This is a genomic window from Nocardia sp. NPDC049707 (genome assembly GCF_040674855.1).
In the GTDB taxonomy this organism is placed as follows: domain Bacteria; phylum Actinomycetota; class Actinomycetes; order Mycobacteriales; family Mycobacteriaceae; genus Nocardia.
Map to the genome: position 1 here is coordinate 24,673 of NZ_JBFANN010000001.1, position 23,359 is coordinate 48,031.

The 23,359-nt window shown below is 65.4% G+C and carries 16 protein-coding genes, 1 pseudogene and 1 riboswitch; of the genes and pseudogenes, 11 read left to right on the forward strand and 6 right to left on the reverse strand.

The window, feature by feature from the left end; all coding sequences use genetic code 11:
- Positions 1 to 86: 86 nt before the first annotated feature.
- On the reverse strand, positions 87 to 569 hold the full coding sequence (locus tag AB0J29_RS00140; RefSeq protein WP_364776860.1) for a hypothetical protein: 483 nt from the start codon (positions 567 to 569) through the stop codon (positions 87 to 89).
- Positions 570 to 1,297: 728 nt separating this feature from the next.
- Between AB0J29_RS00140 and AB0J29_RS00145 the strand changes: the two genes are divergently transcribed.
- Positions 1,298 to 2,287, forward strand: coding sequence for a hypothetical protein (locus AB0J29_RS00145; protein ID WP_364776862.1), 990 nt, complete (start codon positions 1,298 to 1,300; stop codon positions 2,285 to 2,287).
- Positions 2,288 to 2,304: 17 nt separating this feature from the next.
- Here the strand turns inward: AB0J29_RS00145 and AB0J29_RS00150 are convergent.
- Both AB0J29_RS00150 and AB0J29_RS00155 read right to left on the reverse strand, forming a co-directional pair.
- Positions 2,305 to 2,409, reverse strand: a pseudogene (locus AB0J29_RS00150) (AAA family ATPase); the annotation flags it as partial.
- Positions 2,410 to 2,454: 45 nt separating this feature from the next.
- A complete protein-coding gene (locus AB0J29_RS00155; protein ID WP_364776864.1) occupies positions 2,455 to 4,062 on the reverse strand; it encodes a GMC family oxidoreductase N-terminal domain-containing protein in 1,608 nt (535 codons plus the stop codon).
- 99 nt (positions 4,063 to 4,161) lie between these two features.
- On the opposite strand from AB0J29_RS00155, the gene AB0J29_RS00160 reads away from it, so the two are divergent.
- The 3 genes from AB0J29_RS00160 to AB0J29_RS00170 all read left to right on the forward strand — a co-directional run bounded on the left by AB0J29_RS00160 (position 4,162) and on the right by AB0J29_RS00170 (position 6,175).
- A complete protein-coding gene (locus AB0J29_RS00160) occupies positions 4,162 to 4,677 on the forward strand; it encodes a MarR family winged helix-turn-helix transcriptional regulator (RefSeq protein WP_364776866.1) in 516 nt (171 codons plus the stop codon).
- A 453-nt stretch (positions 4,678 to 5,130) separates the two neighbouring features.
- Positions 5,131 to 5,841, forward strand: coding sequence for a DUF3558 family protein (locus AB0J29_RS00165; protein ID WP_364776868.1), 711 nt, complete (start codon positions 5,131 to 5,133; stop codon positions 5,839 to 5,841).
- 28 nt (positions 5,842 to 5,869) lie between these two features.
- On the forward strand, positions 5,870 to 6,175 hold the full coding sequence (locus AB0J29_RS00170) for a hypothetical protein (protein ID WP_364776870.1): 306 nt from the start codon (positions 5,870 to 5,872) through the stop codon (positions 6,173 to 6,175).
- A 280-nt stretch (positions 6,176 to 6,455) separates the two neighbouring features.
- Here AB0J29_RS00170 and AB0J29_RS00175 read toward each other — a convergent pair whose 3' ends face one another.
- On the reverse strand, positions 6,456 to 6,977 hold the full coding sequence (locus tag AB0J29_RS00175) for a hypothetical protein (RefSeq protein WP_364776872.1): 522 nt from the start codon (positions 6,975 to 6,977) through the stop codon (positions 6,456 to 6,458).
- 727 nt (positions 6,978 to 7,704) lie between these two features.
- Positions 7,705 to 8,541 (reverse strand): hypothetical protein, encoded by an 837-nt coding sequence (locus AB0J29_RS00180; protein ID WP_364776874.1) that lies wholly within the window; start codon positions 8,539 to 8,541, stop codon positions 7,705 to 7,707.
- A gap of 1,295 nt (positions 8,542 to 9,836) precedes the next feature.
- Between AB0J29_RS00180 and AB0J29_RS00185 the strand changes: the two genes are divergently transcribed.
- The 5 genes from AB0J29_RS00185 (at position 9,837) to AB0J29_RS00205 (ending at position 18,189) form a co-directional block, all read left to right on the forward strand.
- Positions 9,837 to 11,468: a GMC family oxidoreductase gene (locus AB0J29_RS00185; protein WP_364776876.1), complete on the forward strand. Its 1,632-nt coding sequence runs from the start codon at positions 9,837 to 9,839 to the stop codon at positions 11,466 to 11,468.
- A 7-nt stretch (positions 11,469 to 11,475) separates the two neighbouring features.
- Entirely contained in the window at positions 11,476 to 11,871 is a 396-nt protein-coding gene (locus AB0J29_RS00190) for a hypothetical protein (protein WP_364776878.1), read from the forward strand.
- 65 nt (positions 11,872 to 11,936) lie between these two features.
- A complete protein-coding gene (locus tag AB0J29_RS00195; RefSeq protein ID WP_364776880.1) occupies positions 11,937 to 13,361 on the forward strand; it encodes a cytosine permease in 1,425 nt (474 codons plus the stop codon).
- 80 nt (positions 13,362 to 13,441) lie between these two features.
- Complete coding sequence (locus tag AB0J29_RS00200) at positions 13,442 to 14,944, forward strand: aldehyde dehydrogenase family protein (RefSeq protein ID WP_364776882.1); 1,503 nt, start codon at positions 13,442 to 13,444, stop codon at positions 14,942 to 14,944.
- Between the two features lie 182 nt (positions 14,945 to 15,126).
- On the forward strand, positions 15,127 to 18,189 hold the full coding sequence (locus AB0J29_RS00205) for a protein kinase (protein WP_364776885.1): 3,063 nt from the start codon (positions 15,127 to 15,129) through the stop codon (positions 18,187 to 18,189).
- A 239-nt stretch (positions 18,190 to 18,428) separates the two neighbouring features.
- Here the strand turns inward: AB0J29_RS00205 and speB are convergent, their stop codons facing one another.
- The gene (gene speB, locus AB0J29_RS00210; RefSeq protein ID WP_364776887.1) at positions 18,429 to 19,436 is read right to left on the reverse strand and encodes an agmatinase; all 1,008 of its coding nucleotides are present in this window, start codon (positions 19,434 to 19,436) and stop codon (positions 18,429 to 18,431) included.
- Positions 19,437 to 19,606: 170 nt separating this feature from the next.
- On the opposite strand from speB, the gene AB0J29_RS00215 reads away from it, so the two are divergent.
- Entirely contained in the window at positions 19,607 to 19,786 is a 180-nt protein-coding gene (locus AB0J29_RS00215) for a helix-turn-helix domain-containing protein (protein WP_364777850.1), read from the forward strand.
- Positions 19,787 to 20,104: 318 nt separating this feature from the next.
- Positions 20,105 to 20,212, forward strand: a riboswitch (glycine riboswitch).
- A gap of 124 nt (positions 20,213 to 20,336) precedes the next feature.
- On the forward strand, positions 20,337 to 23,306 hold the full coding sequence (gene gcvP / locus AB0J29_RS00220) for an aminomethyl-transferring glycine dehydrogenase (RefSeq protein ID WP_364776889.1): 2,970 nt from the start codon (positions 20,337 to 20,339) through the stop codon (positions 23,304 to 23,306).
- Positions 23,307 to 23,359: the final 53 nt, after the last annotated feature.

Genomic DNA, 23,359 nt, shown 5'->3' on the forward strand with positions numbered 1-23,359 from the left:
CGCCGCCGTCGCCACTGTCGTGGTCCTATCGCCCTGTTCTTCGCCGAAACCAACACGTCTACCTCTGGAATCGGGATTCCGGGCCCTTAACGCCATCCCCCGATCGGATGGTCTGGCACTACTGTTTTCTTGCCACCGCTGTCGAAGCAGAACCAATACCAGTCACCGTTGAGGTGATGGAGTTTGCCATCTGCGGGAGCGCCGGTGAGCTGGGCGAACCCGGCTCCGCTCGAGCAGTAGCCCGCTGCGGGGCTGGTCGCGAAGTAGATACCCGAGGCGTCGCGGTGGATGCTCGAGGTCGGGTGGTCCGTATCGTCAACGCGGTAGAGGCCGAGCCGGTGACCTTCGAACGTCCGCGGATCGACACCGTTGCGCACCTGCTGTGCGGCATCATCGAAGCTGTGCGCCGAGAACTGCCACCGCACAGCGATCGGTAGGTCCGCGCTCCATGCAGCCACCGTGCACGCCACCATCAGCGCAGGCGCAAGCAGGGGACTGAGTTCGGGTACCCGAAGCCGCCGGGATACGACTACCCGGGTCAGGTAACCGACCATCCCGAAGAAAAACACAACCGCCGCCGTGATCAAGAACAATTTCCACAACACCGACTCGGCGCCAGCCGGGTGGCTGGCATGCACGAGCAAGCCCAGGCAAGACACAACCGTGCAAGCGAGAAACAAATGCCAGACGAGCCGTGACCGAAGTCGTCGCTTGTCTCGTCGACCGGGGAGATTGTCAGCCCGCGCCGTGCTCATCCCGGAAGCCTAGCCTCGATGGGACATGACACGCCCGAGACCGGACACGCCGAGCGGGGTGATGTCAAAATTCACCGATACACCAGGCCCTGATCGAGCCCAAGTGACGCCAAGATTCACCGATAACTGACGTCGGAATCCGGATCTGGCCCACTTTCCGTGACGAAAGTTGTTGCACCGCAGGTCTTTGTCGTCATCGTTGTGCGGCCGTGAGAAGCACGCGTTTGCGCAGCAGTGGAAGACCGGCCCGGCCGAACATCTGCCTCGTGATCATGGGCAACGCCTATCACGGAAAGTGAGCCAGATCCGAATTCTGGTGTCAGTTGGTCGCGAATCTTGGCAGCGGCTGGAGGATTGAGGCTGGATCTGGATCGCGAATTTCGGCATCACCCGAGGCGGCGTGTCGGCCGTGGCGGTGTGTCGGAGGTGGCGGTGTGTCGGAGGTGAGGTTGTTGGCCAGTGTGGTCTGCTGGCTTCTCAGTGACGGGAATCGCGGTTGGTCTGGCATGCCATGATCGAGTGCATGACGACCCGAAAGGCTGATGGCCGGTAACCGCCATCTCGCGCTTCACGCAACGCTTCCGGAGCGCTACGCCCGATTCGAAGTACTTGCCTCGTCGATCGACTACCGCGGTCGACTGGTGGTTCTACTCGTCGATCCGGCTAGCGGCGGGCCGTCGGCGCAGCATTGGCGTCGTCCCGTGCCGCCCTACGATGCAATCGCCGTAGTCTGCGACAGCGCTGATGTTCACGAGATTGCGTTGCATGGGCTCGATCAACGGTTCACCGAGATAGACACCTTCGGCGACGGGGTCGTCTTGGGTGCCGCACGGGTTCCTCCGGCTCGTGCCGATGATGAGTCGTGCTTGGATCTGGTGCCCGAGGAGCAGCTGAGGTTGACCCTCAACGTGAAGCTCTTCGATGGTGCCGGAAACCAGGTCGGGGCTTTCTATGCTGGTGACGGCATCGAACAACTGCTGACCGACCCCCAAGGGCGGATCTGGATCAGTTACTTCGACGAAGCCAGCTACTGGTCACGCAATCCGGACGGCACGCGCTCCTATCGTTTCCTGGTCGGCCTGGCGCGCTGGGACAACCCCGCCTCCACCCCCTGGCTCGCGCCCGACCACACCGGCGACCGTGTTGTCTGGTGCGACTGTTATGCACTCAACGTGGGTCGAACTCTGGTCTATGCCTGCCCTTATACCGACTTCCCGTTGGTCGAGCTCGATGCGAGCGGGATCCGATCGATCACACCGAATCCGGTCACTCGATGCCACGGCCTGGCGGTGTCGGGTTCCACGCTCGCATTCCTGGATCAGCACCGGCACGGCAACGCGATCGCGTGGCAGATCCGTCGAGCTTGTCGACGGGACACGGTGATCACCGAAACCAGCAGACAGACGCTGGTCCTGCCTGGTGGCCGACCACCGAGGGGTTGGGCTCGGGGGAAGATCGGGCGGGACGCAACTTTGTGGCTCTATGAGGATGGCGACCCTCGACAGTGGTATCGCTATGAGATCGATTGCTGAAATACGCTGGTGCGGGGTCAACCTTGCTTGGTGGCGCGGGTGTGGGCCAGACGGTAGGAGTCGGTACCGGTTTCGATGATGTGGCCTCCGAGGGTGAGCCGGTCGACGATCGCGGCGGTTATCTCAACCTCGCAAGCTGAATCGCGTGGCTGACATGGTCAAGCTGCTCACCGGTGGTTGGTCGCGGCAATGAGGTCGGCTGCTTTGGCGCCGATGAGCACGCTGGGAGCGTGGGTGTGCCCCCGGGTAATGGTCGGCATGACCGAGGCGTCGGCGACGCGAAGCCCGCGTACGCCGCGAACCTCCAGTTCGGGGGTGACCACACTGGTGCGGTCGGTGCCCATTCGGCAGGTGCCCACCGAGTGAAAAAAGCTCTGCCCCTGGCTATAGAGCGCCTTTTCCAGCGCGGCTTCGCTCGTATCGGAAGCATCGAACGGGCGGGCGATCGGCCCCAACAGGCTGGCCAAGGCCGGTGCATCGGCGATTTTGGCGCACATCCGCAGGCCCTCGAGCATCGCGGCGCGGTCGACGGCGCCCGCATCGGACAGGTAACGCGGGTCGATGCTCGGCTTGTCCTTCGGGTCGGCCGAGCGCAGTGAGATCAGCCCACGGCTGTGGGGCTTTTGCAGGATCGGCCCCAGCGCGACCCCGTGCCGGTCGGGCTGGCCGAGCCCCTGGTCGCGAAACGGGCCTGGCGAAAAGATCAGCTCGAGATCAGGGAGATCCAGCTCAGGACGGCTGCGCACGAATCCGTAGGCTTCGCCAGCTGGTGAGGTCAGCATGCCGCGACGCCGAATCAGGTAGTTGGCGATCGACAGCAGCTTGCCGGCGGCGAAAAGGCTGCCGCCGTCCACATCGAAGTTGAGCACCGCGGCGAGGTGATCTTGCAGGTTGTGCCCGACCTGAGGCAAGTGATGGACGAGCTCGATGCCGTGGCGCGCAAGGTGTTCCTTATCGCCGATGCCCGAAAGCATCAGCAGCTGTGGTGAATTCACCGTTCCGGCACAGACGAGCACCTCGCGGCGAGCGCGCACGAACTGGCGTGTGCCGTTGTTCTCGAACTCCACCCCCACCGCTTGCTTGTCTTGGAAGATCACTCGGGTGACGGTGGCGTTGGTGATCAGGGTCAGGTTCTTGCGGCGCAGCGCCGGGCGCAACCAAGCATCCGCGGCGCTCCATCGCGCTCCGCGACGCTGGGTCACCATGGTTTGGCTGAAGCCGTTGGGCTGCGGCAGGTTTGGCCGTTCAATGGCGTGGCCCGTTTGCTGGACCGCCTGAAGCCAGGCCGCGGTGAAACGGTGAGGGCTGCGCTGGCGTGAGATGTGAAGCGGCCCATCGACGCCCTCGTAAGGTTCGCGTGCCCCTTCGACGCTTTCGATCTGCTTGAAGTATTTGACGATTCGGTGGAACGACCACTGTTCGCCCGCGTATTCGGCCCACTCGTCGTAGTCGGCGGCGAAGCCGCGGATCCATAGTGTGGCGTTCATGGACGAGGTGCCGCCGAGAGTTTTGCCGCGGGGCCAATAGATCTTCCGTCCGTTCAGTTCTGGCTGGGGCTCGGTGAGATAGCCCCAGTCGATGGGGCTGCGGAACAGCTGCGTCCATGTCACCGGCGTTCGGATGCGACGATCGGTGTCTTTTCCGCCCGCCTCTAGCACAACGACCTGGTTGCGGGCGTCGGCGCTCAGCCGCTCGGCGAGCACCGAGCCGGCCGAACCAGTACCCACCACGACAAAGTCGGCCAACGCCACCGGGCAGTTCGTAGGTGCATTCATGTCGGTCCTCCGTTCGTGCGACACGCTCCTGTCGGTAATATTTGTCTGTACAAGCAAGCATATAAGGAATTTGTTCTGTCAAGCAAGTACAGTGCCTCTGTGACCGAGATTGCACCACTGACGCCGCAGGAGGAGGTCGCCTGGCGTGCACTGGCCCGAGCGGTGCTCGTGATACCCCGGGTGCTCGACACCGAGCTGCTGGAGTCTCAGGGTCTGAACCTGACCGAATACAACGTTCTGATGAACTTGTCCGAGGCCCCTGATCATTCGCTGCGGATGAGCGAGTTGGCGAACTTCATCTCGATATCCATCAGCGGGTTGACGCGGGCTGTGGAGCGGCTGTCACGCCAAGGGCTCGTTGAGCGGGTTAGGGCTGAGAGCGATGGCCGCGGCCAGGTGGCGGTGCTCACGCCCGCAGGCCTGACGCGGCTGAAGCAGGCGTGGCCGATTCATCTTGCCGGCGTCCGGCGCCACATTATGGACCATCTCGCGAACATGGACCTGGTCGCGTTCGCCGAAGCGATGGCCGAGGTGGCGTCGGCCGATGTGGGTCCACCCGTCCGCCGGACACCACCGAGGCCGAGCGCGCGACCCGCCGACAAGAGTGAAACGTGAGGACGAGCCGGTCCGGTCGTATAGCCAGCACCGCGCAGCTCGGCCCCACGGGTGCGATAAAGGTACGCGGAAGGTCAGCCTGACCCTGCCGGAGGAGCTGGTAGTTCGGGTCGAGAATGCTGTCAAGGCGGGCCAAGCCCGCTCAGTGAGCACATGCATCGCCGCAGTGGCCGGCTCGGGTGAAGCCCGCACGACCGTGAACGACGCAATCGCCCGTCAAATCCCTGCGGGTCAAACCTTCTGAGCCACCCGCGCCTGTCGGGTTGGCACCCCCGGTCACCGGTCCCGATTGCAGCCGCGTGATGGACGGCTCGAAGCGATGCCACCCTGGAGTACCCCGGGCCCGGTGGTCTTTGGCTCGGCCCTTCTCGCCTCCGCTGGGCGGCTGGCTGACGTGTTCGGTGCTGTAAAGAGCGTGTGTAACAACATCTTCCGATGCACGAATATTCATCTATGAGCCGTACGAGAACACGATCGACCAGCGTCGCAACGGTGGCCCTCGGTGCCGCACTGCTGCTCGCCGGATGTAGTTCCACCGCGAACGACAGCGCATCCGCGCCGAGCACCCCGAACAACGCGGTCACCTCGACCGCAGCGGCGCCGACATCGGTTCCGGCACAGGCGACGACCGCCGCGCCCGCACCCGAGACGGCGGCACCGGCATCGGTTCCGGGGCAGGCGACGACCGCCGCGCCCGCACCCGAGACAGCAGCGCCGGGTACCGACACGGATCGGCCCGCCGGCAGCTGGAACCCCTGCGACATCTCCGATTCTGCGCTCGCGGGTGCGGGTTTGGACGTCGCCAGCGCGCAACCGGTTTCGAATCTGAATTCCACCGCCGAGAAGTCTTGCAAGTGGAAGACCACCGACAACGCGCTCGAGTTCTACATCACGGCCTATGGCACGCCGGTGGGTGAGCTGCGCCAGAGCGGCAAGTACCTCGACTTCAGTTCGGTCACGGTGGCTGGCCGTAAATCTCAGCAATTCCGTGCGGCGCAGGACACCCACAAGCGGGGGTGCTACATCGCAGTACCAGCGTCATTCGGTGGTGACATTCTGCTCTTGGCGTCGCGAATCTGGAACCCGAATGGCGGCACCGACGGATTCAACTCCTGCGACGACGCCCAGCGCATCGCCAACTCCCTGGTCAGCCACATCCCCTGACGCTTTACGCTGGGGTGCGCTGGGGACGGTGCCCTACCGTGACGACTCGACCGTGGTCACCGTCCACCGGAGCATGGATTCCTTCCTCATGAGCTGGCGCTTCGGCGGGGACGTGGGAACGAAGATCAGTTCGGCCGAGGCGTGGGTGCGACTGTCCGTGACGGAGACCGGTGCGGAGATCCACTGGTCCACCTCACACTCGATTCTCGCCCGCGACGCGGACGGCATGACCGAGGACATCGAGGTCCGCGCGGGGTCCGAAGCGGAACCCGGGCGCGCCACTACCGCTATGCGCCGGATCATCCACGAGTGGTTCTGGGCCCACTTTTGTTGATCGACCTGGCCCCTATGGAAGGTGTCGATGAGGATTTTGTTTGTTGATCATGGTGGCGTGATCATGCTCGGCTGTGCATTGATCACGACTGTGTGGGGATTCTGTTGCCCCACTTGGCGAGTGTGATGATCGATCGGGTCGACGAGGTTGGTGATGCGGTGCGGATCTGGGCGCATCCGAACGCGTCGCAGGCGATATGTCCCCGCTGAGGCCGCCCACGCCGAACGCCTCGAAAGGGTCCGGAGTCCGGATCACCGACCCGACGTTGCTTGACGCGGCACTAGCGGATCTCCAACTGATAGGTGATCTCGACCCAGAAGCCGCCGGGCTCGTATTCGCCACCGAAGGTGAGGACGTAGTCGCCAGGCGCGAGATCATCGAGACGGCCCCACAGACCCCAAGCTTTGGCCTTGAACCGGCCGGTGTGACCGAAGGGGCCGCCCGCTGCCGCCGTGATCCGGAATGCCTTGTCGTTGGTGACTGCTCGCACGGGCAGTGGGACTCCGTTCAATGCGGCGTGACCGGACGCCGCGGGCGCCACCGGCACCTCGCCACGCGCGAAAAATCCGTCCGGAACCTTCTGGAACATGTTGAAAGCCGGGAAGAAGATCGGCCGGCCGTGCGGAATCGTGCACCGCCGCTCGACTCGCCCACCGAAGGTGCCTGCCAGGAACCAGACATCCGTTGGCTGATCGATCGCGGCGAACTCTCCGGTCTCGTCAACTACCGGATTTTTGGCGTTCGGCACCGACATCGCCCACTGCCACCAACGAGCTGCCAGCTCGACGTCGCTACTCGCCATCTCTCTACCCCATACAACTATCGATGCGAAGAAGAGTGCGAGCCACGCCGGATCGCCCTCTTCCGAAGTGGACTAGGAGGAGGGTATACGAACCGGCCGGTCTGCGCTGCTCCACGCCACCCCGGGTGACGGTTACAGCATCAACCTCTCCGGACACGGCACCAGCCGCTCGTAGCCAACACACACTTTTGCCGCTGGGCGGGCGTTCCGGAACGCGGTATCCGCCAATCAGCAGCGCGACAACCTGTTCCACTTCTGTACGGCCATCGGAGGTTCCACGACTGGCAACGAAGAGGTCCCGCAACGATGTCCGAATCAGTCGGACCATCGAGCAAGTACCTGCCGCGAAGAACTGGCGGAAGCATTCGGCATCCCAGTCGGCCGCGAGATCACACACATCGTCACCCAAGCCAGCGAGCCCGTTGATATTTCGGACACTTCCAGCGCAACGGTACTCGAGGAAACCGTCTCGGATCAGCTGCCGACGCCCACCCACGGCATCTGGTTACGGACTACCCCTGGTGATCTTGTCAAGACAGTCCAGCAGCGGTTCATCACAGGCGAAGGTCGAGTGATCATGGTGTCCAACGTTTCTTATCCGCGAGATCGCTACGACGCGTTCGTATTCCGCATGGCGCTGACTCCAGCGGACCCTGCAAGCGATGCCTAGCCAACCGACACCCGAGCCCCTGACCTGACCACGTCGTACGGTCAGGTCGGGTAAGCCTCAGCGCCGAACCCAACCCTGCGCACGGTCGGCCAGATTCCACCACGAAACGAACTGCGCATCTTCGGATTTCAACTCCCAGCGCGCAGCCAGCCCATCGAAGAACGCGTCATCACCGGTCTTTCCACCCTTCGGCTCTCCGATGTAGACCAGCCGTTCGCCTCCTGCAGCCTCAAACGCGGCAAGCGCGTCCGACGCCATCGTGTTGCCCCATCCGGGTGGCCAGCAGAGGAAGAGAACGTCATCGGAACCGCTGCTTGGACGCGTGGCGAACCGATCGAGATCCCCGACACCGTGCCACACGTCCGACTGTCCCGCTGCCCCGAGAAATGACACGTTCTCCGTCGTGTCCGGTGGTTCGGAGTCGTACGCGTCGACGCTCACACTCTCCTCGGCCAGCTGTGCCGCCCAATACCCGCGCCCGGCTCCCAATTCGACCAGCTTGCCGCCATCGGCGAACTCCGTCAGCCACTCGATCGTCTCCGGCGACGGGATGGCATACGCGTAAACAGCCTGCAAGATTGTCTGCGCGAACCCCAGCCGCACACTGCCATTCACCCGACCGCCATCCACCACGCGACGGCCGTCGTGCTCGGACACCGATGGCCCAACGATCTCCCAGTAGGGATTCGCGCTGACCGATCGGCCGCCGGTCATGTAGTGCACGAACCGCAGATCGAACGCCGCGTCAGCCCGCTCATCACCAGTCCCCGACAACATCGGAGCCGTATCCAAGTACTCCGCCACCTTCGGATACTCCACACGAAGGCGGTCCTCATCACCAAGCAACGCAGCCAACTCGTCCCTACGGTCCGTCGTCAGCGCAAGCTCTGTCATGCCTCGATTCTGTCCCGACACAGCCCAATTGACGAACAGTTCCGCCGATACCGCGACACTTTTGCGCTCCCCGACTTCACGTCGACCTCGATCGTCTAATCGGTTCCTGGCTTCCAGCCGCGCGTCACGCACTATGCGGACCATTGCCGAATTCAGCCATACAGGAACGAGAGCGCCTGCGGCGGCGCAGAGCGCCGCCGCCGCGCTACGACGCGCAGGGCGCTCCCTGAACGGCGGTCGCCCAGCGCGTCTGCGGTTCGGCACCGCACTGCGCCATCCAGGGCTTCGGTCCTGTTCACCTGCAACGGCATCCGCTTTGGCGACGTGGTAGAACGCGGACTGTTCGACTCCGGCCGCTTTCTCGATCACCGGACCGTGCTGGGCACGACGTGAGCCGTACCCGACCTACCTCCCGCAGTCAGGATCGAATCCGCGGGCTCTCTGCGTGCCTCGACGTCTGGATGCAAACGGATTGCCACAGTCAAACACGGTGATGCTGTGGAGCTCTCCGAAGCCGAACGAGAAATCCCCCGACCAGGCGTTACATCGAGGGGATTCGGTGATCCCAGCTGGTTTTGAAACGGCGGCCTTCCGCGTTTTGAGACGGGACTCATAGGACCTGGTGCTGGACTCAGCCTGGCATTGCGTTCGCGATGACGTCGGACAAGATGTTGGAACTCACGAGCGCAGTTGCGGCAGACACCGCACGAAACTTGCGGGAACCGATCATCCTCATCACCTTCCCTTCATTACGACCAGCCCGCGAAGGAGCCGACGGATTCGGAACAAGGCAGAGCATCACGGCCACCACGAAGATGGGCAGTGCCAGACCCGGGGTTACCGGGCTCAATCCAGCCGGAGCAATGCACCTCATCCGCCGGGGGTGCCAACCCGGAACAGGCAGCAGAATCGTTGGCTTGCAGGTTGTTCGAAAGATCCGCCTGCCCGTCCGGTAGCAGCAGCGGAGGTCACTCAGTGTCACCGCGGTATCACAAGTGCGGCGAATAGTGCCGGACACCGCTGTACAGAACCGCCAGATCACCGCAACTGCGGGATGTTCATCACCGAAACCGATTGTGTATTCACCCTGGTGATCTGCCGCCACGACGTCGCCTTACGTGTGCATTTCATCTCATTGTGCGTATGCACAAGACCGGTTCGCCGGTTTGTTGCGGATCGATGCTGGCGAGCGAGGTGTGACGGACGCATCATTGCTCGTGACACCCCCGATCCAGGGAAGGACTCATGGGCACGACCGGCTTCGGCTGGGCCTGAGCTGACCAGGAGCACAGCCGATGAACACACGACACATCGACTACGACACCGCCGATGTCCTCATCGTGGGCGCCGGAGCATCTGGCGGGGTGGCAGCACTCGAGTTGGCCGGCAGCGGCCTCGAGGTCGTGTGTCTGGAGCAGGGAGACTGGCACCTGCCCGAGGACTTCACCGGTGACAAACCGTCGTGGGAGCTCACCCGTCTGAAGCAGTGGAACTCCAGCCCGAATGTGCGCCAGAACCCGGCCGACTATCCGGTCGACGCCACCGAGAGCCCGGTCGAACCGCTGATGTTCAACGGCGTCGGCGGCAGCACGATCATGTTCTCCGGGCACTGGGTTCGCGCGATGCCGTCGGACTTCCGGGTCAAGACACTCGACGGCGTGGCCGAGGACTGGCCGTTCACCTATGAGGATCTGCGACCGTTCTACGACGAGATCACCCACCATATCGGCGCGTCCGGGCTGGAAGGCGACCCCGCCTATCCGGATCCGCACACCTTTCCGCTGCCGCCGCTGCCGATCGGTAAGTACGGTCTGGTCGCGGCCAAAGGGATGGACAAGCTGGGCTGGCACTGGTGGCCGGCACCGAATGCCATCGCGTCGCGCAACTTCAAGAACCGCCCGGCCTGTCTGCGCTACGGCGCGTGTGAATCCGGATGCCCAACCGGAGCCAAGGCCAGCACCGACCTCACACACTGGCGTGACGCGATCGCGCTGGGTGCGGTGCTGATCACCGGTGCCCGGGTCAGGCAGCTCACTGTGAACGACCGAGGCCTTGTTACCGGCGCCGAGTACATCGACCGCGACGGGAACCTGCAACACCAGGCGGCCCGGGTGACCGTGATGGCCGCGAACGGTGTAGGCACACCGCGCCTGCTGTTGAACTCGACCTCGTCGCTCTTCCCCCACGGCCTCGCCAACTCCTCCGGGTTGGTGGGCAAGCGCCTGATGACGCACCCGTACGCCTCGGTATTCGGCGCCTACGACGAAGAGCTCGAAACCTGGCTCGGCCCGGCAGGACAGGCGCTGCAGTCGATGCAGTTCTACGAGACCGACACCGACCGCGGTTTCGTGCGGGGAGCGAAGTGGAACCTGATGCCGACCGGCGGCCCGCTCGCCCGCACCCTGTGGGAGCGGGGCCAGGACTGGCGTGGGGGTTTCGGACCCGCCTTCCACAGCCGCCTCGAGCGCACGTTCGGGCGCTATACCGAATGGGGGATCACCACCGAAGACCTGCCTGACGAGCACAACGCGGTCGTGCTCGACCCAGACGTCACAGATTCCGACGGGATCCCGGCCGCGAAAATCCGCTACACCATCGGTGCGAACAGTGAGCGTATGCTCGAATTCAACGTGGAGCGGGCGATCGAGGCGCATCAGGCCGCCGGGGCTGTCGAAGTCCACCCGATCCCAGTGGTACGCCACAGCGCCTGGCATCTGCTCGGCACGGCCACCATGGGCACCGACCCCGCCACCTCCGTCGTCGATCAGTGGGGTCGGGCACACGACGTACCCAACTTGTTCATCATCGACGGCAGCGTCTTCGTCACCTCCACGGGCGTGAACCCGACGGCGACCATCATGGCGATTGCCCTGCGCTCGATGCGGCACCTCGCCGACACCCGCCACAGCATCCACACCGCTTTCTAAGGACAGCATGATGCTCGATTCCGACCAGCGCCGCACCTTCGCGCTTCTCGCCGACACACTGATTCCCGCATCCGGCTCCATGCCCTCGGCGAGCGCCGCCGGAGTACCCGACGCGTTGCTCGACCAGGTTCTCGGCTACCGGCCTGATATCGCAGAAGCATTCGCCGCCGCCGTTGCCTCGTGCACCGGCAAGGACCCCGAAGTCGCTCTCGATGAGCTTGCCGTGCACCGGCCCGACCAGTTCGAGGCGCTGACGGTGCTGACGGCGGGCGCGTACTTCCTCAGTCCCGCTGTGAAGGCCGCCATGCCCTATGCCGCGGCACCGCGCCCGGCCCGCGACGACATGGATTCCTACGTCGACCTTCTCGCCGACGTTGTCGAGCGCGGCTTCGTCATCCGCTGATCGAGCCCGTCGAGGCCGAAACGACAACCTCCACACCTGCCCCGGGGCCAGCGAAGGGAACAGCAGTGAGTGAAAACGACAGCGGGCGTGAAGAATCTGTCTCCACCATCGAATCGGCCACCATCCAACCGATCCCGGCCGACCGGCGCCACGGGCGCAACCGGGACATGTTCACGATCTGGTTCGGAACCAACATCATGATCCTGGCGGTCGTCACCGGGGCATTGTCGACGACTCTCTTCGGGCAGCCCGCCTGGTCGGCCGCGCTGGCGATCATCGCAGGAAACCTCTTCGGTGCGATCTTCATGGCGCTGCACTCTGCTCAGGGGCCGCGGCTGGGTGTTCCACAGATGGTGCAGACCAAGGGCCAATTCGGTTCGCTGGGATCGATTCTGATCGTCGGAGTCGTCGTCTGCATGTACCTCGGGTTCTTCATCTCGATTCTTGTCTTCGGCGGGCAGTCCCTCACGTCAGCCCTACCCTTCCTGAGCGGTAAGGCCGGCATCGTGGTGCTCGCGGCGATCAGCGTCTGCGCCGTCATCTGGGGTTACACCCTGATCCATGCCTACGCGCGCATCATGACGTTGGCGTCGGGGCTGGTTCTGCTGATGGCGTTCGTCTGGGCGTTCATTGTCCACCCGGTGCCCACTCACTTCTTCAGCACGGGCACCGCGACGCTGGCCGGCTTCCTGAGTACCTTCGGGGCGTGTGCGGTGTGGCAGATCGCCTATGCCCCATACGTTTCTGACTATTCGCGCTACCTGCCGGCAAAGACGGGCGCGCGGCCGGCATTCTGGATGAGCTACTGGGGCACCAGCATCGGCTCGATCCTGCCGATGTTCCTCGGGGCAGGCGTCGGATTGCTGCTCCCCCACACCGACCCGGTCGTCGCCCTGACCCAGGCCACCGCCGGGATCAGCGTCGTGGTGGTTGTGGTCTTCAGCATCGGAGTCGCCGCGACGAACGCGATGAACCTGTACTGCGGCACGCTGTGCACGATTACGATTGCGCAGACGATCTTTCCGCGCTTCAATCCACGCGGCCGCGAACGTGCTCTGGTCGCCACCGGACTGTGCGTGCTGGCCTCGAGTATCGCGCTCACCGGGGGCAGCGACTTCGTCGCCACCTACAAGAACTTCCTGGTGCTGCTGCTGGGTGCGCTGGTCCCGTGGACCGCCGTGAATCTGGTGGACTACTACCTGGTCCGGCATGGGAACTACGTCGTCGAAGACTTCTACAAGCGCGACGGCGGTCGCTACGGCCGGGTCAACTGGCCTGCGGTCAGCTGCTACCTCATCGGTGTCGCGGTACAACTCCCGTTCATGATCATCGGAACCGCCTACATCGGACCGATCGCCACAATGCTTGGCAACACAGATATCTCGTTCATCGTCGGATTGGCTGTCGTTTCACCGCTCTACTACTTCACAGCCACGGCTTTTGCCCGCCGCAACAATCGTTCGATGGCACCGATCACGCAACCGGCTTGAACTACCCACTGTTGAGGGAACGAAACGAAGAACCTATCTACCGGCGCCGAACCGGGCGCAGAAAGTACAGGCGAATGATCATGGCATCAACTGAAATTGGGCGATTCACCGTTCGGCGTCCTGCTCCGGATCAGATCCCGGTCGCTGACGTGCCGCCCGCGGGCCACTTCATCGGCGGATCGTTTGTCCAGAGCTCGTCCACCGAGGTCATCGACATCCTCGATCCGACCACGGAAAAAGTCCTCGGATCCGTCCCGGCAGGAACCGTCCAGGATGTCGATTCGGCCGTGGAGGTGGCCGTCGAGTCTCAGAGATCGTGGGGCTGCACCACACCGAAGGAACGATCCGAGGTGCTCGCTCGGATCGCGGACATCGTAGAAGCCAACCGCGAAGTACTCACAGTGCTCGAGTCCGCGAATACCGGAAAGCCCCGCAGCATCGCCGAGGACGATCTCTCCAACACCATCGACACGTTCCGGTTCATGGCGGGGGCGGGGCGGACGATGACTTCCCTGGCCGGTGGCGACTACGCGCGGGAACACACCTCGGTCATTCTCCGCGAACCGGTTGGCGTGGTCGGGGTGATCACGCCCTGGAACTATCCGCTGCTGATGGCCGCCTGGAAGATCGCCCCCATTCTTGCTGCCGGAAACAGCGTGGTGCTCAAGCCCTCCGAACAGACGCCGCTGTCGATACTGAAGCTGGCCGAGCTCGTCGCCGGACACATCCCCGACGGGATCGTCAATATTGTGACCGGCCTGGGCCCAACAGTGGGACAGCGCCTCGCCGAACACCCCGACATCGCACTTGTCGCGGTGACGGGAAGTGTTCGCAGTGGTCAGGCGGTCGCAGCAGCCGCCGCACGCTCGGTCAAACGCGTCCACCTCGAACTCGGTGGCAAAGCACCCGTCGTCGTCTTCGCCGACGCCGACCTCGGTGCGGCCGCGGCCGGAGTGCGTAACGCCGGATTCTGGAACGCGGGCCAAGACTGCGGCGCAGCCTGCCGGGTGCTGGTGCACGAATCGGTGGCGGAAAAGTTCACCGAACTCCTGGTTCAGGAAGTCGGCAACCTGGTAGTCGGCGCACCGGCCGCCGGGGACGACGTCGAAATCGGTCCTATGGTTTCCCGTCCGCACTTCGAGCGTGTACGGGACTCGCTGGCCGAGGCGACGGCGGCCGGCCTGCACGCGGCCATCGGCGGCGCGGTCCTGGACGGCCCCGGCTACTTCATCGAACCGACCGTGTTCAGCGGGGTGCCGGCCGGGGCGCCGATCACCCACCAGGAAATCTTCGGCCCTGTCGTCACCGTCGAATCGTTCAGCACCACCGACGAGGCGGTTGCGCGGGCCAACGAGACACCGTACGGACTCGCTGCGTCGGTATGGACCCGGGACGCGGGCCTCTCCCTTGGCGTCCCCAAGCGGCTTGACTTCGGCACCGTCTGGGTCAACTCGCACCTCGTGTTCGTATGTGAGGCGCCGTGGGGTGGGTTCAAGGGATCGGGCTACGGGCGCGACCTTTCGCTCTACGCGCTCGACGACTTTTCCCGGACCAAACACGTCATGATCAACCACAGCGCATGAGCCCTGGATACGAGCAGCGAAGCCTGCAGTGACACCAACGAGAGGCCGAGTTCCCGGCCGACGTCGACGGGGTAAAACAGGATTGATGCGGACGCGCCGAGCGCCTGTCCGGGACGCAGCCCGCGAGTAGTCTGGAGACACTCAGCAGCCAGTGACACAGGTGTTCGAGGAGAGAGCGTGCCGTGGCCGATCCGGACCTACCGGCGACTCAGGCGGACCTCGCCGGATTCGATCCGATCGAGGCAGTTGCCGCTGAACTGAACGCGGCCGGATTCGAGGATTCGCATGAGGTCGGCCGCGGCGGCTTCGGCGTCGTGCTGCGGTGCCGGCAGGGTGCCCTCGGCCGAACGGTCGCGGTCAAGGTGCTCTCGGCGTCCCTCGACCGAGAGAATCGAGAACGCTTCCTGCGCGAGGAATACGCGATGGGCACGCTCTCCGGGCACCCGAACATCGTCGCGGTCTACGAGGCGGGGGTCACCGCCGGCGGCCGGCCCTTCATCGTGATGCCGTTCTGCAGCGCAGGCTCGCTGGAGGCGAGAATCCAGCGACAGGGTCCATTGACCTGGTCGGAGGCCCTGCATGTCGGTGTGAAGCTGGCCGGCGCCCTCGAGACGGCCCACGGTGCGGGGATTCTGCACCGGGACGTGAAGCCGGCGAACGTCCTGCTGACCGACTACGGCGAGCCGCAGCTCACCGACTTCGGTATAGCCCGCACCGCCGGTGGGTTCGAGACCACCGCCCGTACTGTGACCGGCACTCTGGCGTTCACCGCCCCCGAGGTGCTCGAGGGCGAGCCGCCGAGCGTCGCGTCCGATGTCTACGCGCTCGGTGCGACACTGTTCTGCCTCGTCTCCGGTCATGCCGCCTTCGAACGACGCAAGGGGGAGGAGGCTGTCGCGCAGTTCCTGCGGATCGCTGCGAATCACATCCCCGACCTGCGCCAGCAGGGAGTGCCCGGGATCGCGTGCGAGCTGATCGAAACCGCGATGGCGCGCGACCCGGTCCAACGCCCGCACACCGCGGCGGAGTTCGGAAACCTGGTGCGCGAGGTCGAGCTGCGCAGCGGCCTGCCGATCGACGAGATGGCCCTGCCCGGCGCGACCGGATCGCGGGACACGTCCGCGCCGAGACCGGCGCGGGAGCGCTCCACGTCCGGCTGGACCGCGCGACCTCCGCGCTTGCCGCTGCAGTTGACCAGCTTTGTCGGAAGGCGGGCCGCGCTCGCTGATGTCGGCGCACTGTTGACGACGGCGCGTCTGGTCACGCTCACCGGCCCGGGCGGGGTCGGGAAGACTCGGCTCGCACTGGAGGCGGCGGCGTCGTCACCGTTGCGCGCGAACACCTGGCTCGTCGAGTTGGGAACCGTGCTCGAACCGGAACTGCTGATCGACAAGATCGCCGACGACCTGCGACTCGGCGACGAACCGACCGGCGCGCGCAACCCGATCCGGGCCCTGGTCGACCGACTCTCGGACGCATGGGGCGATCGCGACGCCCTGATCGTGCTGGACAGCTGCGAGCACCTGGTCGAGTCGTGCGGCCCGCTGGTCGAGGAGTTGCTGCAGTCGATCGGCGGATTGCGCGTGTTGGTGACCAGTCAACGGGTTCTGGGCGTCAGCGGTGAACATGTCTATCCGGTCATGCCGCTCTCGCTGCCCGCTCCGGCCGCCGACGAAGCGGAAGGGGCCGAATCCGAAGCGATCGCCCTGTTCGTCGAGCGCGCGCGGGCGGCCGAACCGGATTTCGCGCTGACCGACGACAACCGGGTCGCGGTGGCCAAGTTGTGCGAGCAGCTCGACGGAATGCCGCTGGCCATCGAGTTGGCGGCCGCCCGGCTGCGCGCGTACGGGCTGGACGAGATGCTGGCGATGCTCGCCGACCGGTTCCGGCTGTTCGCCACCGCCGGCCGGCCTGCGGATCCGCGGCACGGCTCGCTGCAGGCGCTGGTGGAATGGAGCTACGACCTGCTCACCGCCCAGGAACGCGACGTGTGGGCCATGCTGTCGGTGTTCACCGGACGTTTCACCGCTGCGGCTGCGGCGGAGGTCTGCGCGGGTCCCGGATACCAGGAACGGGATGTCCGGTTGATTCTGGCGTCGCTGGTGGACAAGTCGATGTTGTTGTCCGGCACCGTCAATGGTGTCCGTCGCTACCGGCTGCTGGTGACGCTGCGCGACTTCGGTCGCGAGCGCCTGGCAGAGACCGACTTGCGGCAGGCGTGCCTGCAACGATTCGTCGCCCGGTACCGGCGCCTGGCCACGGAGTTCCAGCGTGGGTGGTTCGGCCCCGGTCAGCAAGCGGTGTACGACGCGGTCCACGACGAGCGGGAGAACTTCCGCGCGGCCCTTTCGTACAGCCGCAGCGACGGGCAGCTGTCCCTGGCCGGTATCGAGATCGTGACGTCGCTGCACTTCTATTGGCTGGCCAGTTGCAGCCTGTCGGAGGCGCGGCGCTGGTTGTCAGCGGCGCTCGAGTCCACCTCGATGGACGAGGCGCATCGATCACGGGCACAGTGGAGTTCGTCGGTCGTGGTGATGCTGCTGAGTGACCGGACGACGGCACTCGATTGGGCCACTCGGGCACGCGAGCTCGCGATTGCACGCGGCGATCACGGCGACCAGGGGTACGCCGCAGCCGCGCTCGGATTCGCCGCGATTTGTGGTGGCGAAGTCGAGCTCGCCCGGGTGTACTACGAGGAGGCGATTCAGTGCCAACGTGACGCTGGCGACGCCGAGGGGCTCGCGGTCGCCATTGCCGGGCTGCTCACCAGTCTGCCGCCGGGCGGCGACCCCCAGGTTGCCGAGCTCTGGCGTGAGGCGGAGGCGTTGTGCACGGCGGCCGGCGACAAGTGGACCCTCGCGTACCTCACCTTCGCGCGGGGATACGATGCCGTCCTGGCGGGGGACCTCTCGGGTGCCCTCGACTATCAACGCGAGTGTCTGCGGCTCGCAAGGGGATTCGGCGATCGGATCCTGTGCGCCTGGGTGTTCGAGGTGATGTCCTGGATTGCGGTCCAGCGCGGCGACGCCGAACTGGCCGCGCGGATGCAGGGGGCCGCGGCCGCCAGTTGGGCGTCGGGGGAGACGTCGATGCTCGGCTATGGCGGTATGCGCGAGGGACACGACGAGACCAGCGCCCGTATCCGCGCCGAACTGGGGGAGTCGTTGTCCGATCGGCTGGTGCGTTGGGGCGCTCGGACGTCCCTGCGGGAAAGCATTTCCGTTGCTCTCGGGGAGCGGGTGTGAGGTTCCGCCCGCCCCGATCAGCGGAGGACAACGGTGCGGCGGCCCTGCGCGATGATCCGTCCCTCGTCCAGGTCCGCGGTCACGTAGTGGGCGCTGGCTTCAGCACGTCACGTGGACCCGCGTGAAAAGTGGCCGGCCGCCCGATGGTCGAACAGCCTGTTGTCGATGATGTCGCAGGCAGCCGTGCTCGACCCGGAATCCCGAGACGGCGAAGACGATGCCGGGTGACCCAGCGCAGGCTATCTCGAGAGCGCGGTCTTCTCGAGTGACTCGGCGGCGGAGACGGCGGCCGAACCGGACACCATCAGCGAGACCACGTCGAACACCAGCGTGGCGGCCGCAATGCAGGTGATCTCGGCGTGGTCGTAGGCGGGGGCGACCTCGACGACATCGGCGCCGATGATGTTCAGATTCGTCAGCTGGCGGATCATCCGCAGCAGCTCCCGCGAGGTGAGCCCGCCGGCCTCGGGCGTGCCGGTGCCCGGTGCGAACGCCGGGTCGAGCACGTCGATGTCGATGGAGACGTACACCGGGACGTCACCGACGCGCCGGCGCACGACGTCGACGGCCGTCTCGATGCCCATGACGTCGAGGTCGCCGGCGCGGATGATCCGGAATCCCATGCGCGCGTCGTCGTTGAGGTCCATCTGGTCGTAGATCGGCCCGCGGATGCCCACATGGATCGAGTGGTCTTCGACGAGCAGCCCTTCCTCGAAGGCGCGGCGGAAGATCGTCCCGTGGTTTACCGGCTGGTTGAAGTAGGTGTCCCACGTGTCGAGGTGGGCGTCGAAGTGCAGCAGGGCGACCGGGCCGTGCTTTGCGTGCAGCGCACGAAGATTCGGCAGGGCGATGGTGTGATCGCCACCGATCGAGATGATCCTGCGGTCCCCGCCACGGAGGATCTCGCTGGCATGGTTCTCGATCTGCTTGCAGGCCTCGGTGATGTCGTACGGGGTGACCGTGATGTCGCCGGCGTCGACGACTTGGACCTCTTCGAGCGGCGCGAGACCGAATTCGACGTGGTAGCCGGGGCGCAGTGCCCGGGCGGCCTGACGGACGGCGAGCGGGCCGAACCGGGCGCCGGGCCGGTACGAGGTGCCCGCGTCGAACGGAACTCCGAGGATGGCGATGTCGTAGTCGTCCACCTCGTGGATGTCGGCAATGCGGGCGAAGGTGCCTTTCCCGGCGAAGCGGGGAACCTCGGTGGCGGGAAGTGCACCGATGAGGGTGTCTTTGGGCTGGGGCATGTCGGTTGTCTCCTGTCCGCGAAGCTTGCGACGAATATGGTGGGAGACCGGTACTGGTGGTGCTCCTGGGCTGCGTTGATACTTGGCGCGCAGAGTGCTGACATCCATCAGACTGCCTCGGACCCGTGCCTGTGCGCGAGTAGCAAAGACGCCAAACTCATCGATCTGTTCTGTTCGATCGCACAAAGCAGCGGACTGCACAGCCCATGCACATCCACCGGCAGACGGTGATGTACAGAATCCGGAGGGTGGAGCCGCGCACCGACCGCGACGTGGCGGACACGAATTCAATGGCAGAGCTATGGCTGGCCGTGCGGGCAGCCGAGCTGCTCTCGATTCCCTCCGAGTAGACAGAGGATCCGGCTGCTGTGCGGCGACGCGAAGTCGCCGGTGATATCGGACCCGCACGGTCATGGCCGAGCAGCGCTCGCAGGAAGCGGCGTCAGCAGGGGAGAGGAGGCAGACGCTCGATACCTTTGCGGGACTTGGTATCTGGACGCCGAATGCTCGGTGTGCGCGGTCACAGCTTAGCGATTTCCAGACCGAGGATGCCAAACGCCGATGCGTTTCGGCAAGGGTGATCGGCGGTCGAGTGGTCCCGAGAAGTTGGTGGCGACAAACCTCGGGGGAGTGTGTACCGTTGTGCGAATCACAACTGAAGACGCCGATGACGCGCAGCGGGAGAACCTCCGAGTTTCAGACTTCTGAACTCCGAGGCGCCGTAGGAGCAACTTCCTCCCCGGGAATCTCTCAGGCCCCAGTACCGCAGCGCCGAGGCAACTCTGGAGAACAGGAACGGCCGCAGGCCGGTACTTACCGAAGGTGAAGAGCAACGCCGTAGCCGCGGCAACGCCCAAACTCTCAGGTTTCAGGACAGAGCGGGGAGGTGTCCCTCAGTCGATGTCCGGTGCGGTCCGGACAGAGCGAAACCGGAGTCACCTCTTGTCAGTCGAAACCCGCATTGCCCCCAATGAGGGGCTCTCTACCAGCGGCTTTCCCTCGCGCCACATCGGCCCCGACGCATCCGCAGCACAGCACATGCTCGAGACACTCGGCTACGAGACGCTCGATGAGCTCATCGACGCCGCAGTGCCGGACCAGATCCGCAGCGAGAAGGCCATGGATCTGCCGGCGGCCCGGAGCGAGCCGCAGGTCCTTGCCGACCTGCGCGCCCTCGCCGACCGGAATCAGACCCGTGTCCAGATGATCGGTCTCGGCTACCACGACACCGTCACACCTGCGGTTTTACGGCGAAACCTGCTCGAATCGCCGGCCTGGTACACCGCTTACACGCCCTATCAGCCGGAGATCTCCCAGGGTCGGCTCGAGGCATTGCTGACCTTCCAGACGTTGATCGAGGATCTCACCGCGCTCCCGCTGGCCGGGGCCTCCCTGCTGGACGAGGCCACCGCCGTGATGGAGGCCGTGCTGCTCATGCGGCGGGCGAACAAGTCCAAGTCCGCCACGAACCGGGTGATCGTCGACGCGGACTGCCTACCGCAGACCCTCGCGGTCGTCCAGGGGCGTGCCAGGTCGGTCGGCATCGAGGTGCTGGTCGCGGATCTCTCCAGTGAATTGCCCGACGGCGACGCATTCGGTGTGGTGTTCCAGGCGCCGGGCGCGAGTGGCGTCGTGCGCGACCTGTCGCCGCTGATCGCGGCCGCGGGCGAGCGCGGCGCGCTGACCACGGTGGCCGCTGACCTGCTCTCGTTGACGATCTTGACGCCGCCCGGAGAACAGGGCGCCGATATCGCGGTCGGATCCGCGCAGCGCTTCGGCGTGCCGCTGTTCTTCGGCGGCCCGCACGCCGGCTACCTGGCCGTGCGGACCGGGCTCGAGCGCATGCTCCCGGGCCGCCTGGTCGGGGTCTCCGTCGACGTCGACGGCGCCCCCGCCTACCGGCTCGCGCTGCAGACCCGTGAACAGCACATCCGCCGCGACAAGGCGACCAGCAACATCTGCACCGCGCAGGCACTGCTCGCCAACGTGGCCGCGATGTACGCGGCCTACCACGGGCCGGAGGGGCTGCGCGCCATCGCAACCCGCGTCCACCGCCATGCCGTGACGATTGCCGAGAGCCTGCGGGCGGCCGGCCACCAGATCGTGCACGACCGCTTCTTCGACACTGTGCAGGTCCGGGTGCCGGGTCGGGCAGGGGAGTTCGTCGCCAACGCCGATCGCTTCGGCATCAACTTGCGCTTGGTGGACGACCACCATGTCGGCATCTCCTGCGACGAGTGCACCACCGACGACGTAGTGCGTCGGGTCGTGGCCGCCTTCGGTGCGACGGTGACGGCAACGCCGACCGCGGTCTCCGGGCTGCCGACCGAACTCGACCGCACCTCGAAGTTCTTGCAGCACCCGGTGTTCCACGAGCACCGCTCGGAAACCGCGATGCTGCGGTTCCTTCGGAAGCTCTCGGACAAAGATCTCGCCCTGGACCGCACCATGATCCCGCTGGGGTCGTGCACGATGAAGCTGAACTCCGCGGTGGAGATGGAGCCCATCAGCTGGCCCGGATTCGCCGGCATCCACCCCTACGCGCCCTCCGAGCAGACCGCCGGATACCTGGAGCTGATCGGCGACCTCGAGCGGTGGCTCGGGGAGATCACCGGATACGATCGAGTCTCGTTGCAGCCCAACGCCGGATCTCAGGGCGAGCTGGCCGGACTGTTGGCGATCCGCGGATACCACGAGTCCCGCGGTGAGAGCGGCCGCAACATCTGTCTCATTCCGCAGTCCGCACACGGAACGAACGCCGCCTCGGCGGTCTTGGCCGGGATGCAGGTGGTCGTGGTGGCCACCGCGGCCAACGGCAACATCGACATCGACGATCTGCGCGCCAAGATTGCGGTCCACGAGGGCAAGGTCGCTGCGATCATGCTCACCTACCCCTCCACGCACGGCGTATACGAGAACGACGTGCGCACGGTCTGCGACCTGGTGCACCAGGCCGGCGGTCAGGTGTACATCGACGGCGCGAACCTCAACGCGCTGGTCGGCCTGGCCCAGCCGGGCAAGTTCGGTGGCGACGTCTCACACCTGAACCTGCACAAGACCTTCTGCATCCCGCACGGCGGCGGCGGACCCGGCGTCGGACCGGTCGCGGTGCGCGAGCATCTCGCCCCGTTCCTGCCCGGGGACCCACTCGGCGGCGGCGACGGGGGAGCCCCGGTTTCGGCCGCGAATTACGGCTCGGCCGGCATCCTGCCGATCACCTGGGCGTACCTCGCGCTGATGGGCCCGGACGGCCTGACCAGCGCCACCGAGGCCGCGGTGCTGGCGGCCAACTACCTCGCGAAGTCGCTCGACGCGCACTTCCCGGTGCTGTACAGCGGACCGTCAGGTCTGGTTGCGCACGAGTGCATCCTCGACCTGCGCGCCATCACCAAGGAGACGGGCGTGACCGCCGAGGACGTGGCAAAGCGACTGATCGACTACGGATTCCACGCGCCGACCCTGTCCTTCCCGGTGACCGGCACCCTGATGGTCGAACCGACGGAGTCGGAGGACCTGGCCGAGCTGGACCGGTTCATCCAGGCGATGGTCGCGATCCGGCAGGAGATCGACCTGGTCGGCGACGGGGTGTGGCCGCTCGAGCGCAGCCCGCTGCGTCAGGCGCCGCACACCGCGGAACAGGTCACTGCCGACGAGTGGACGCTGCCCTACCCCCGCCACCTGGCCGCCTTCCCCGTCGCCTCCTTGCGCGCCGCGAAGTACTGGCCACCGGTACGTCGGATCGACGGGGTACACGGGGACCGCAACCTCGTTTGCTCCTGTCCGATGCCCGAGGCATTCGAAACCCCGACCAGCCAAAACGACACCGCCACCGCGGCGAATGCCGACACCCGTGAGGAGGCTTTTGCATGAGCGAGCGTAGCGAGCGAGCATTGCGCACAGCCGAGCGAGCATCCGACACAGCC

Excerpts from the sequence above, each read along its gene's own strand:
- AB0J29_RS00200 (WP_364776882.1), top strand. The coding sequence starts at position 13,442 with ATGGCATCAACTGAAATTGGGCGATTCACCGTTCGGCGTCCTGCTCCG.
- speB (WP_364776887.1), bottom strand. The coding sequence starts at position 19,436 with ATGCCCCAGCCCAAAGACACCCTCATCGGTGCACTTCCCGCCACCGAG.
- gcvP (WP_364776889.1), top strand. The coding sequence starts at position 20,337 with ATGTCCGGTGCGGTCCGGACAGAGCGAAACCGGAGTCACCTCTTGTCA.
- AB0J29_RS00145 (WP_364776862.1), top strand. The coding sequence starts at position 1,298 with ATGGCCGGTAACCGCCATCTCGCGCTTCACGCAACGCTTCCGGAGCGC.
- AB0J29_RS00155 (WP_364776864.1), bottom strand. The coding sequence starts at position 4,062 with ATGAATGCACCTACGAACTGCCCGGTGGCGTTGGCCGACTTTGTCGTG.
- AB0J29_RS00165 (WP_364776868.1), top strand. The coding sequence starts at position 5,131 with ATGAGCCGTACGAGAACACGATCGACCAGCGTCGCAACGGTGGCCCTC.
- AB0J29_RS00190 (WP_364776878.1), top strand. The coding sequence starts at position 11,476 with ATGATGCTCGATTCCGACCAGCGCCGCACCTTCGCGCTTCTCGCCGAC.
- AB0J29_RS00175 (WP_364776872.1), bottom strand. The coding sequence starts at position 6,977 with ATGGCGAGTAGCGACGTCGAGCTGGCAGCTCGTTGGTGGCAGTGGGCG.
- AB0J29_RS00185 (WP_364776876.1), top strand. The coding sequence starts at position 9,837 with ATGAACACACGACACATCGACTACGACACCGCCGATGTCCTCATCGTG.
- AB0J29_RS00180 (WP_364776874.1), bottom strand. The coding sequence starts at position 8,541 with ATGACAGAGCTTGCGCTGACGACGGACCGTAGGGACGAGTTGGCTGCG.